Here is an 11603-nt window from a genome sequence, read left to right as displayed (position 1 = left end):
CCTCAGAGATATATTTTACCTAAAATAATTCTTAGAATCAGAGCTATCACCAGAGCCAGAGCCGTCATCAGAATTACAGAAATCATCAGACCCATAGCAACTACCTGAGCCAGAGTTGCCATTAGAGTAGTTATTATCAGACCCTGTACCAGAAGTTCCATTAAAATTAGAGCTATTATCCGAACCAGAGCTATTATTTGCAGCAGAGTTGTCAGAGTCAGTGCTGTTACCTGAATCAGAGCTATCATCTGCCTCGGAGTTGCCATCAGAGTCAGAAGTGTCCTCTGCGCCAGAGTTATCATCTTCATCAGAGCCTTCAAGTGCGGCGGATTTCTTTGATTCGCAGAGATCCTGCTGCGCTTGAATAGTTGCAATTGTATCACCAAGCTGATTGAAAACAGACGATATAACTGCCAGCTCATCGGATGAGTACATTTGTGAAATAGTACAGGCTATAGCAGTTACTAAGGTTACAAGTTCACAGGAATTCATAGCTCCTCCTATCCGCCGTTCGGTGCAAAGCGTACCGGGGCAAAAAATGTCTGCCTGCAAGAACGGGATTGTTTAGCACAACGGATATACTTATTGGCTAAGTGTTTTCTATATCGTTCTGTAAATAAGACAGGTTAATTATTATATATATACGGGGACAGGAATCATAACATGCCTACAGTTCTATGAAATTCACAATAAATACATAAAAAGAAACCCTATTGTTAATACTAAAAAGGAGGAAAGAAAAATTTCTTGTATTTAACAAGCGCATTTGTTATAATAACCATAGTTGATTAAAGGAGGTACTACAAGAATGTGGATTATTAAATTTCGTTTATTATCTTTTTGCCGCTAATTTCATAGTGCTTAAAGCTCTGCCTGTCAGAGAGTGAAACGGGATAAGTCTGCCTTTTTGTAATACACATCGGTTTAAATAGTGTAATATTAAAAAAAGAAGGAAAGAACACCTTCTTTTTTTCGTGCATATTTTTCTTGCTCTTAAACAAACACCAGGCAGAGACTTGGAAAGGGAAAATTTGTATGATGAATAAAGAAAAAGTCCTCCTGGCCGGAGGAAAACTAAAAAATGATGACAACTTCCAATCGTCCATGGAGGAATTAAAGGAACTTACTTATGCCTGCGACATGGAAGTGGTGGGAGAAGTAACACAGAATCTGGATCGAATTCACGCTGATATCTACTTCGGAAAAGGAAAAGCAGAAGAATTAAAAGAGCTCTTTGAAGAACAAGAAGCGGATTTGGTCGTTTTTAATGATGAACTGTCACCCTCTCAGACAAGAAATCTGGAGAGATTTTTAGGCTGCAGAGTAGTAGACCGTGCGGTACTGATTATGGATATCTTCGCAAGAAGAGCAAAAACCAGAGAAGCACAACTTCAGGTTGAAGCTGCCAGACTTAAATATCTGCTGCCAAGACTGTCAGGAATGGGAATAAATATGAACCGTCAGGGAGGCGGCTCAGGAATGCACAATAAGGGAACCGGTGAAACGAAGCTGGAACTGGACAGACGAAAGATAGAAGAGAGAATAGCAAGATTGGAACGTGAGCTGGAAGAATTGGTAGGAAGAAGACAGAACCAGAGACAAAAGCGAGAGAAGAATGAGGTTCCGTTAGCAGCCCTGGTAGGCTATACCAATGCAGGCAAGTCAACTGTAATGAACGGAGTACTGAAGCTGATGGGAAGTGCAGAAGAAAAGCTGGTATTGGAGAAAGATATGCTCTTTGCCACCCTGGAAACCTCAGTAAGAAAGGTATTGACAGAAGACAATAAAAGCTTTCTCTTAACAGATACCGTAGGCTTTATCAGCAGACTGCCGCACCATCTTATCAAAGCCTTCCGATCAACCCTGGAAGAAGTTTTGACGGCTGACTTATTAGTACAGGTAATAGATGTATCTGATAAAGAGCATGTAAGAGAAGCCGAAGTTACCAGAAAGACCCTGGAAGAACTGGGAGCGGGAAATATACCTGTACTCTATGTATATAACAAGGCAGATAAATTGACCGATGAAGAATACCGCAGTATAAAAAGTACCTTTGAAGAAGAGAACAGTATCTTACTGTCAGCTAAATCAGAAGAAGACCTGAAAAGACTGATTGAAGTTATAGCAGAGCGACTCTTTAAGGAAAATGTGAACATCAATCTTCGAATAAGCTACAGTGACAGCAAGTGGGTAGCCTACCTAAAAGAAAACACCTCCGTAAGCAGTCTTGACTATGCCGAAGATGGAATCTATATAACCACCAATTGCAGCAGGGCAATCTATGAAAAACATTTCAAAGATTCAGAATATATGGTAACTACAGACTAGTATTAAGATTTAAATGAGATTAGGTAATAGCTGAGTATTGGCTTCTGTTTGGGGATTTTCTATTGAAGGTTTTTATGACACTTCACGACAGTTGCGACCAGGCCAGATTATACCACTGTCTGGGCTCACAGCCAGTGGACTGTGATAACTTAACAGCGCTCCTTCGCCACAACCTAAAAATATCCATATTCACCCAAAAAATAATTGACATTCCCCTTGCAATCAGTTATGATTTATCTATTGTAGTAAGGGAGTAGTTAGCCGATTATGTGCAATAAAGCCAACATGCTGGTAACCAACGGGTTATCTGGTTTTATTTTAAATAACGAGACTTACCTGCAGCGTCAAAGTTGCAGGTAAGTCTTTTTTATGCGATATATAATAGATATTGGCGGTAAAAGGTGAAGTATCAGTGAGAAGGAGAGATAGGCATGAATTTGTTAGAACTACTTATTTTAGCTATCGGTTTGGCAATGGACGCTTTTGCAGTAGCTGTCTGTAAGGGCTTATCAATTAAGAAAATCACAGCAAAACATCCTATTGTAGTTGGTTTATACTTTGGAATCTTTCAGGCAGGAATGCCTATGATCGGTTACTTTCTCGGCAAACAGTTCAGCAGTAAGATTAATGCCATAGACCACTGGGTAGCCTTTATCTTATTGGGTATTATAGGAATCAATATGATAAAAGGTTCGATAAAAGAGGAAGAGGAAGAAGAAGACTGTGATTGCAATGAGCCGGATAATACTCTTGCAGTGAAGGGCATGTTGATATTGGCAGTGGCAACCAGCATAGATGCGCTGGCAGTGGGTATAACTTTTGCATTTCTGAAGGTGAATATATTCATAGCTACCTCCTTTATAGGTGTTATAACCTTTTTGATTGCAGCAGCTGGTGTTATTATCGGTAATATTTTTGGCGGAAAATTAAGATCAAAGGCGGAAATGGCCGGTGGCGCCATACTGGTCTGTCTTGGTGTTAAAATACTCCTTGAGCACCTTGGAATTATTGGTTAATTCCTTACATAGATATTTTTATCCTGAGAATGATATTGCCTAAAAATAGGGTAATATCATTTTTCTTTTTAAATTAGCTTGCTAAAAATAAAATTTGGGTTATAATAAAATTAAATTAGGTATACCTAAAAGGAGTAAAGAACATGACCCGTAACAAAGAAGATTATATAAAGGAAATATATAAATTAGGGGGCGGAGAACACCAGATAGGCAACAAGCAGATAGCAGAAGTATTGAATATAGCACCTGCTTCAGTTACGGAGATGCTTATACGACTTGGTAGAGAAGGATTGATAGAATATGAACCCTACAAAGGCTCCAAATTAACAGCAGAGGGTATCAGGTATGCGATTACCCTTCTGAGAGGACATAGATTATGGGAGGTATTCCTAATCGAGCAGCTTGGTTATAGCTGGAGCGAAGCTCATGAGGATGCAGAAAAATTAGAACATGTAGCTCCTAAGAGACTGATAGACCGGCTGGACGAATATCTTAGAAATCCTGCTTACTGCCCTCATGGGAATGTAATTCCAAAAGCAGATGGGGATGTAAAAACAATTTTGCTGAAAAGTCTTACAGAAATGGAAGTAGGAGAGACCTCTCATATAAGAAGAGTAACAGAAGAAAATGAATTAATGGATTATTTACAAGGGCTGGGTGTCCATATAGGAAGCACAGTGACGGTTCGAAAATATGGTGCGTATGAGGGACCGGTTACGATTGAACTGGATGGGAAAGAGCAGCAGTTAAGCTTTAAGGCAGCAGGTTTGGTCTTTGTTGAAGAATAGATTAGTAGCAAAAAACTATAACAGGACGTAAAAGAATGAAAAAAGTAAATTTTGATGAGAAAGGATGAGGTGAGAAATAAGATTTGAGAAGTGAGACGTGAGAAATAAGAGGTGAGAAATAGAACTTGAGAAAAAAGATTTGGTGAAAAAACTTGAGGAATTGGACATTAGAAATAAGATGTGAAAAATAGGACTTGAGAAAAAAATTTGCTAAAAAACTTGAGAAATTGGACGTGAGAAATAAGAGGTGAGAAATAGGACGTGAGAAAATAACGCAAATAAAGGAGGAGGCTTATGAATGTAAAACAGTATATGGAACGAAAACTTAATATGCTCTTTATCATAATGCTAATGTTGATTATCTTTGCCTGCTAAGTAGCTTGCAATTAGTGGTTTCTGAGGCTATAATAAAGTATTAGACGGAATTCCTATAAGATAACTAATTATAGTACGGAGGCAGACAGAATGTACAGTTTTATGAATGATTACAGCGAAGGAGCCCATCCTAAGGTTTTGGAACTGTTAATAGAGAGCAATCTGGAACAAAATGCAGGCTACGGAGAAGATACACATACAATAAAAGCAAAAGAATATATAAAGAAGCATTTAACAAAAGGGCAGGATAGACCGGCAAGCAGTCAGAACCTTTCGGAAGTGGATATTCATTTTATTCCCGGAGGAACTCAGACTAACCTGCTGGTTATATCCTCCTTTTTGCGTCCTTTTGAAGCTGTTATAGCTGCAGATACCGGTCATATAAATGTTCATGAAACAGGCGCAATTGAAGCTACCGGGCATAAAGTAATAACAGTACCGAATGAGATGGGAAAGGTTACACCCCAGGCAATTAAGGCTGCGGTTGATTACCACACAGATGAACATATGGTTAGACCGGGAATGGTATATATATCAGATTCCACTGAACTTGGAACTGTATATACCAAAGAAGAGCTTTACAAAATACGCCAAATCTGTAACAGAGAAGGGCTGCTGCTCTTTCTGGATGGGGCAAGGCTTGCTTCTGCACTTACCTCACAGGCAAATGATCTGGAACTATCAGATATCGCTGAGCTTACAGATGTCTTTTATATCGGTGGCACCAAAAATGGTGCCCTGCTGGGAGAGGCACTGGTAATCGTTAAGGAAGAGCTGAAAAGAGATTTTCGCTTTCTTATCAAACAAAGAGGTGCTCTCATGGCAAAAGGTTTTGTAGCCGGTATTCAATTTCAAGCTTTATTTCAGGATAATCTGTATTTTGAGCTTGGATACCACGCCAATGCAATGGCAGAAAAGATCAGGGAGACACTTCTTTCATTGGGAGTGGAATTTTTGACCCCTCCTGTAAGTAATCAGCTGTTTCCCATCTTACCCGACAGCTTTTTGGAAAAATTAGAAGAGGAATTCGTATTTTCCGTGCAGAAGAGAATAGATAAAGACCACAGCGCTATACGTCTGGTAACTTCCTGGGCTACAACACCAAATGGAACAGATAGTTTATGTCGCTACTTTTTGGATAACCTTAAGAGGTAGACTTGTGCGCAATCCGCAGGAGATGTTTGGAAATTCCATGCAGTTTTCAGACACACCTCAGACATAGGATAATTAACAGCATAGCATGAAAAATTTCAAATTGTTAATTATCGTTAAGAGACTTGAAGCAAAGATACAACAAGAAGGAGAATGTACATGGAGAACATCTACAAACAAAAAATTATTCAGGGAAGGGAAATCATGAAGTCATCCGATTATGAAATCGAAAGTGACGAAAAGAAAGGCTTACCACAGCCGTTACTGTCAAATGAGAAATCTGCTGAAACAGTTATAGAGCTTTCCAAAGACTTTGAAGATATTATTGTTAAAAAGGATTATTTAAACATTCTGAATGATAGAACCAGCAGAAGAAAATACGCAGATGAAAGTATATCCTATAAAGAGCTGTCCTTCCTTTTATGGGCAACCCAGGGAGTTAAGAATGTAATCGGAAATAAGCGTAAAGCAACTCTTCGTACGGTTCCCTCTGCGGGAGCCAGACATCCCTTTGAGACCTACCTCTTTATTAACAAAGTTGAAGGTTTGAAACAAGGCTTATACCATTACCTCCCATTATCCCATGAACTGGAGTTGATCAGAGAGGATGAAGATCAGATAAGCAAGGTTTCAAGGGCATATTACGGACAGAGCTTTGCAGCGGGTGCACCAGTGAGCTTTGTATGGACAGTAGTGCCTTACCGCAGCGAATGGAGATATACGGTGAATGCTCAGAAGTATGCACTAATCGATGTAGGACATATCTGTCAGAATCTGTATCTGGCAGGAGAAGCCATCGGCTGCGGTGTATGTGCTATCGGAGCATATGACCAGCAGCTTACAGACAGTCTGCTTGGGCTGGCAGCGGTTGATTTAGAAGAAGATAGTGAATATAGCGTATATGCTGCATCTGTGGGAAAGATTGAGGCGTAAATAAAAGACTATGAAAATAGGAACCCTGCAGATATGGGTGTATCTCCCCTGGGTGCATTCCCTTAAGGAAAAACGGATGGTGGTTAAGAGTCTGTGCCAGAAAATCAGAAATAAATATAATGTTTCGGTTGCTGAGGTAGAGGAACAGGATACCCATCAGACAGCAGTATTTGGTATTGCCTGCGTGGCTTTAGACAATAAAACGGCAGACAGTATGCTAAATAATGTTTTGGATTTTGTGGATAGCAACACCGAAGGAGAAGTAACAAGAACCGAAAGAGAAATCCTATAGGAAAGTGAGAGGATACCAATGAGTGATACAAAGTTTACGATCAGAGAAGCAAAGGAAACAGATATCAGGATTATCCTGGAGCTTATCATAGAGTTGGCCGTTTATGAGAAAATGGAAAACCTGGTCACTGCTACAGAGGAAATCCTGAAGAATTCCCTATTTGAGCAGAAAGCAGCGAATGTATTAATAGCGGAATACGATGGCAGGCCAATTGGCTATGCTCTCTATTTCTACAATTTTTCGACCTTTACCGGAAAAGCAGGTATCTATCTGGAGGATATCTATGTGAAACCGGAATTCCGAGGAACAGGTTATGGCAAGTCACTCTTATCCGCAGTAGCAAAAGAGGCCAGAAGAAGAGAATGTCCCAGACTAGAATGGTCCTGCCTAAACTGGAATGCTCCCTCTATTGCCTTCTACGAAAGTCTTGGAGCGAAGCATATGGACGAATGGAGAACTTACCGTCTTTCCGGAGAAAATATTGCCGAATTGGCGGGAGAATAGAATAAGCAGCATACAAAACGGAGCCTGAGGATAAGTTAAATTTTCTCAGGCTTTTTATTTCGTTGGGAGCTGGAAATATTTCTTTTCTTTTAATAGGTTACATAGATAGATTGGAAGGACCGATAGTTTGCTTTCACAGGAGATGACTAAAGCGAAAAGGAAATCTGTCTCTGAAAAGAAGCACCTGACTTTTGAAATAGGAAGATTTAATGATAATATTTTAAAGACGAAAAAACTTATAAAATTAAGCTTTACTTTGACGCCACGTCAACAGATATACTTATATCAAACCGATGCGCACAGGTTTACAAAGGAGATAGCAATGGAACTTCTTACAATCAGTCAAGTGTCAAAATTATTCAACGTATCAACCAGAACTCTCAGATACTACGAACAGATCGGACTGCTGCCAAGCATCAAGAAAGAGGAATATGCCTACCGTACCTATGATGAAGCTTCTATCAGCCGTTTAGAGCAGATAATCATACTGCGTAAACTTCGAATTCCTTTAAAACAGATAACAGAAATAGTAAAAAGAGAGGATGCCTTGCTGGCAATAGATATTTTTCAGGAAAATCTGAAAGAGATCAACAATGAAATATCTGCCTTATCAACTATAAAGAAAATATTAGAGGTTTTTATTGAGAAGCTTGGAAATACAATTACTGAGAAGAAAAAGCTGGATTTGCTGGGAGATGCTGAAATTTTGAAAGTGGTGGAGGCACTTGCTGTGACCAAAATCAAATTCAAGGAGGATAGGCCTGTGGAGGATAAGTCTGTGCAGGATAATCAGACCGTAAATGATTTAAACAAAGCCAATAAGGAATTGAACGCATTAAAGGATATAAGAATTGTGTATTTACCACCCTTAACGGTAGCAGCCAGTCAGTATACGGGAAAAGACAGTGAAATGCATTCAGGGGAAAGAATTGATAATTTTGTCAGGGAAAGCGGCTTATTAAAGCTTAAACCGGATGCAAGGCATTTTGGCTTTAATAACCCTATGCCGACAAGGGATACAGCATATGGTACACCCTCAGTCGGTTACGAAGTGTGGGTCTCAATTCCGGAAGATATGGAGGTCCCGGAGCCGCTTGTAAAGAAGCAGTTCTATGGCGGACTGTATGCGGCACATGCCATCAGTATGGATGAATTCGACCACTGGGGATTGTTGGCGGATTGGGTATTTCATAATAATCCCGATTATGACTCTGCCTGGGGAGAAAAGAGATGTAACCTGCCGGATGCAGAAATGGACTGGGCGTTAGAGGAGCAGCTGAATTTCTTTCATAATGTTCAGGATTCGAATTTTAACAGTGAAAAAATGCAGCTGGATTTATTGTTCCCGATTAAGAAGAAAGTACAGCAGTAAGCAAACTGCTATCACTTAAGTAGGGAGTTTTGTGGGATTTCATTGTGGGCAATTCTGAATATAATGTAGGAAACTTTTTAAACTTTATCATGGTTTGGTATCCGTTTCTTATTTCGTGAGACTTATTTTACAGAGTAATCCATTTTGAGCTTGATAATGATACACAAAATCCATGAAACGCTGTCAAGGCAAGGGGTTCAGCCTTTACAGTGGTTCATGGATTATATAAACTATTCTCACTTCATGTTGCCATTCCTGTTCATAGGAGCTTATTGTTAAAATAATTCTTGATACACTGATAACTTTCATTACTGATAACATGCTCAATTCGGCAGGCGTCTTCTGCTGCTGTTTCTTTGGTCACTCCCGCAGCAATCAACAGATTGGTAAGGGTCTGATGGCGGTCATATATTTTTGAAGCAATTTCCTGACCGGCTTTCTCAAGCGTGATGGCTCCGGCCTCATCTACATGTATATAGCCATTTTCACGCAGTTTCTTCATGGCAATGCTGACACTTGCTTTGGTATAACCCAAATCATTGGCAATATCTATGGAACGGACATGTCCGGTTTGTTCTTGCAATCTTAGAATAGTTTCTAAATAGTCTTCGGCGGATTCTTTAATCTGCATCCTATCACCTCATAATTATTTGATATCTATTATTTTAACGAATAACAGATGAGAATGCAATGCAAATTGAATAAACAGAAGAGCAGGGCTTCATTAAGATTCAAGTCAGGAGGATAATGTATTTCATTTGAATGTCAGTTTAGTTTAGAAATCTATACCCGACTTGCATCTTGTATTTGATTGTAAGCTATAACTTTTTTATTGAAGAATACCAAGCTTCAATTTCCAGATAAGAATACGGATTACAGAATCATTAAGTCGATCCTCCGTTATTGTACCACTTTTAACCGCCTTCAGAACTGCTGGTATCTGTGTATCAAAGTCAGTTGCAATAAGCAGGTCATTTCCGGCCTCTATGGCAAGAACAGCAGCCTCATTATCCGAGGTATATTTCTTAATAGCATCCATACTCAGATCATCGGTCATAACAACACCCTCGAATTTCAGGGTATCCCGTAAAATCTCATGAACAGCAAAGGAGAGGGAGGCGGGGTATTTCTTGTCCATGGATGTAACAATATTGTGGGATACCAGAATACTGTCAGCACCGGCTTCGATACCTGCCTGAAAGGGAAGAAAATCATTTTTTAGAAACTGGTCATATTCCCTGTTATCCGTTGCAACTCCTGTATGTGTGTCGACATTGTTGCCATAGCCGGGAAAATGTTTTAAAGTACTGCCGATATGTGCTCTGTTCATTGCCAGAATAACGGTCTTTACATAATTAGCAGTAGCTTTTGCGTCTTTACCAAAGGCTCTATTGTAGATGAAATCATCAGCAGCTGTTGAAACATCGCTAACCGGGGCCAGGTTCACATTAATGCCAAGGTCCAGCAGAAGATCTGCTTTTTCTTTGGTATCTGTCTGAATGGCTTCAAAACCGCCAGCCTTATACAGGTCCTGTGGAGACTTAAAGGGTTCTGAACGAAAAGCGGAATATTTACTGACGCGGTTTACGGAACCGCCTTCTTCATCCACACCGATCAATAAAGGAATAGAAGAAAGATCCTGGTATTCTGATAACAAATCTTTGATACTGTCTTTTGTCTCGTCCTTAAAATCATCACCGAATAAGATATAACCGCCCAGGCGATAATCCTTTAAATCGGCAGCAGCACTGTCCTTGCGCAAGCGAACAAAGAACATCTGACCTACCTTCTCCTCCAGGGTCATGTGCGAGAGAAATTCTTCCGCTCTGGCTTTATAGGAATCTGCAGAGGAATCGGAAACCGAGCTTCCATTCTGTCCCGAAGAGCTGTCCGGGTCTGATGAGCCACCCTGACCGGAAGTGGAATCATTGTCAGAAGGAAGGGTAGTACCGCTGCCGGAGGTTTCAGCAGAGGGGATTTCGGTAGCGACAGAAGGAATCTCCGTAATCGTGGGAACCGGAGTGTCAGCAGGTGCGTCTGTAATGTCACTTGGGTCTTCTGAACTCTCATTACCTCCGGTGTTGCTGCCAAAAGGAGTAGGAAAGATCTTACTGCAGCCGGTTAAAAGAACCGGCAGGAGTAACAGGATAATTAGAAATGCTAATTTATTCGATTTCATAAAGTTTTATTCCTTTCTTACATGTCTGGTGCTAACAGAACTTTGTGATAATTATCATCCTATGGCACCATGGTGTTTTTTACGCAAAGACCTAAAATACATTTCTAGAAGTAGAATCTGCAATAAAGAGCTTCAATATACTGTCGCTCTATGTAGAGACTTGTAAAATAATGCATTATATGCTTTGTGATGAAATACAGCCGTTTATGTTTCTGGTGAAGAAGCTGATACTTAAGAGAAAAAAATTGGCTGATGGTTTATAAGTATAAAAGTTTCCAAACAGTATCATAGTATAAATGCTTAAAATAGTATAATGGCTTTAAAACAGTATTATATTATAAATGCTTTAAAACAGAAATGTCTTATAGAAAATTCGTTTAAAAGCAAAGCGTCCAGCTGTATATAGAGATTAAGTTATAGTCATTATGTTAAGAAAGAAAATAAAAGGTATAGACGAGATTAAAGATAAAGGTGAATTTAAAGATATAGACGAAAGAAAACATATAATGAAGGGGGCAGATACGGGCAGATACCGTAGGGATTGGAGAAGCCATCATAGACTGGTACTCTAAAAGATGCTCCCCGTATTTATTTAACAGTAAATAAATAATGGCTTCCCGGCACAATTTGTTTGTGATTGGGAAGCCATTGTCTATTTATCAAT

Annotated in this window: 12 protein-coding genes and 1 pseudogene; 9 read left to right on the top strand and 4 right to left on the bottom strand. The window is 39.6% G+C overall.

Features of this window, described 5'->3' with window-relative positions:
* Positions 1 to 2 precede the first annotated feature (2 nt).
* Positions 3 to 308: a hypothetical protein gene (locus R2R35_RS05855; RefSeq protein ID WP_317734868.1), complete on the bottom strand. Its 306-nt coding sequence runs from the start codon at positions 306 to 308 to the stop codon at positions 3 to 5.
* Between the two features lie 73 nt (positions 309 to 381).
* Positions 382 to 435: pseudogene (locus R2R35_RS24550) on the bottom strand (hypothetical protein); the annotation flags it as partial.
* A gap of 600 nt (positions 436 to 1035) precedes the next feature.
* Between R2R35_RS24550 and hflX the strand changes: the two are divergent.
* From hflX to R2R35_RS05805, 9 genes are all read left to right on the top strand, one after another.
* Positions 1036 to 2328: a GTPase HflX gene (hflX, locus tag R2R35_RS05845; RefSeq protein ID WP_317733575.1), complete on the top strand. Its 1293-nt coding sequence runs from the start codon at positions 1036 to 1038 to the stop codon at positions 2326 to 2328.
* A 74-nt stretch (positions 2329 to 2402) separates the two neighbouring features.
* Positions 2403 to 2585 (top strand): hypothetical protein, encoded by a 183-nt coding sequence (locus tag R2R35_RS05840; protein ID WP_317733573.1) that lies wholly within the window; start codon positions 2403 to 2405, stop codon positions 2583 to 2585.
* A gap of 174 nt (positions 2586 to 2759) precedes the next feature.
* Positions 2760 to 3344, top strand: a complete 585-nt coding sequence (locus R2R35_RS05835) for a manganese efflux pump MntP (RefSeq protein ID WP_317733571.1) — start codon at positions 2760 to 2762, stop codon at positions 3342 to 3344.
* 143 nt (positions 3345 to 3487) lie between these two features.
* Positions 3488 to 4132, top strand: a complete 645-nt coding sequence (locus tag R2R35_RS05830; protein ID WP_317733569.1) for a metal-dependent transcriptional regulator — start codon at positions 3488 to 3490, stop codon at positions 4130 to 4132.
* 465 nt (positions 4133 to 4597) lie between these two features.
* Positions 4598 to 5662, top strand: coding sequence for a threonine aldolase family protein (locus tag R2R35_RS05825; RefSeq protein ID WP_317733568.1), 1065 nt, complete (start codon positions 4598 to 4600; stop codon positions 5660 to 5662).
* A gap of 156 nt (positions 5663 to 5818) precedes the next feature.
* Positions 5819 to 6592 carry a SagB/ThcOx family dehydrogenase gene (locus tag R2R35_RS05820; protein WP_317733567.1) on the top strand — a complete coding sequence of 258 codons (774 nt, stop codon included), beginning with the start codon at positions 5819 to 5821 and terminating at the stop codon, positions 6590 to 6592.
* 10 nt (positions 6593 to 6602) lie between these two features.
* On the top strand, positions 6603 to 6884 hold the full coding sequence (locus tag R2R35_RS05815; protein ID WP_317733566.1) for a DUF503 domain-containing protein: 282 nt from the start codon (positions 6603 to 6605) through the stop codon (positions 6882 to 6884).
* Between the two features lie 18 nt (positions 6885 to 6902).
* Positions 6903 to 7388: a GNAT family N-acetyltransferase gene (locus R2R35_RS05810; protein WP_317733564.1), complete on the top strand. Its 486-nt coding sequence runs from the start codon at positions 6903 to 6905 to the stop codon at positions 7386 to 7388.
* A gap of 322 nt (positions 7389 to 7710) precedes the next feature.
* Complete coding sequence (locus R2R35_RS05805) at positions 7711 to 8760, top strand: effector binding domain-containing protein (protein ID WP_317733563.1); 1050 nt, start codon at positions 7711 to 7713, stop codon at positions 8758 to 8760.
* 259 nt (positions 8761 to 9019) lie between these two features.
* Here R2R35_RS05805 and R2R35_RS05800 read toward each other — a convergent pair whose 3' ends face one another.
* Both R2R35_RS05800 and R2R35_RS05795 read right to left on the bottom strand, forming a co-directional pair.
* Positions 9020 to 9391: a metal-dependent transcriptional regulator gene (locus tag R2R35_RS05800; protein WP_317733561.1), complete on the bottom strand. Its 372-nt coding sequence runs from the start codon at positions 9389 to 9391 to the stop codon at positions 9020 to 9022.
* A gap of 198 nt (positions 9392 to 9589) precedes the next feature.
* On the bottom strand, positions 9590 to 10939 hold the full coding sequence (locus R2R35_RS05795; RefSeq protein WP_317733559.1) for a glycoside hydrolase family 3 N-terminal domain-containing protein: 1350 nt from the start codon (positions 10937 to 10939) through the stop codon (positions 9590 to 9592).
* Positions 10940 to 11603 lie beyond the last annotated feature (664 nt).

This window comes from Anaerocolumna sp. AGMB13020, from assembly GCF_033100115.1.
GTDB lineage: Bacteria > Bacillota > Clostridia > Lachnospirales > Lachnospiraceae > Anaerocolumna.
Note: the sequence above shows the minus strand (reverse complement) of the source record. Positions and strands in the feature narration are given on the sequence as shown.

Coding starts and splice junctions, on each gene's coding strand:
- R2R35_RS05805 (WP_317733563.1), top strand. CDS start 7,711: ATGGAACTTCTTACAATCAGTCAAGTGTCAAAATTATTCAACGTATCA.
- R2R35_RS05855 (WP_317734868.1), bottom strand. CDS start 308: ATGAAGATGATAACTCTGGCGCAGAGGACACTTCTGACTCTGATGGCA.
- R2R35_RS05810 (WP_317733564.1), top strand. CDS start 6,903: ATGAGTGATACAAAGTTTACGATCAGAGAAGCAAAGGAAACAGATATC.
- R2R35_RS05815 (WP_317733566.1), top strand. CDS start 6,603: ATGAAAATAGGAACCCTGCAGATATGGGTGTATCTCCCCTGGGTGCAT.
- R2R35_RS05825 (WP_317733568.1), top strand. CDS start 4,598: ATGTACAGTTTTATGAATGATTACAGCGAAGGAGCCCATCCTAAGGTT.
- R2R35_RS05800 (WP_317733561.1), bottom strand. CDS start 9,391: ATGCAGATTAAAGAATCCGCCGAAGACTATTTAGAAACTATTCTAAGA.
- R2R35_RS05840 (WP_317733573.1), top strand. CDS start 2,403: ATGACACTTCACGACAGTTGCGACCAGGCCAGATTATACCACTGTCTG.
- R2R35_RS05795 (WP_317733559.1), bottom strand. CDS start 10,939: ATGAAATCGAATAAATTAGCATTTCTAATTATCCTGTTACTCCTGCCG.
- R2R35_RS05830 (WP_317733569.1), top strand. CDS start 3,488: ATGACCCGTAACAAAGAAGATTATATAAAGGAAATATATAAATTAGGG.
- hflX (WP_317733575.1), top strand. CDS start 1,036: ATGATGAATAAAGAAAAAGTCCTCCTGGCCGGAGGAAAACTAAAAAAT.
- R2R35_RS05820 (WP_317733567.1), top strand. CDS start 5,819: ATGGAGAACATCTACAAACAAAAAATTATTCAGGGAAGGGAAATCATG.
- R2R35_RS05835 (WP_317733571.1), top strand. CDS start 2,760: ATGAATTTGTTAGAACTACTTATTTTAGCTATCGGTTTGGCAATGGAC.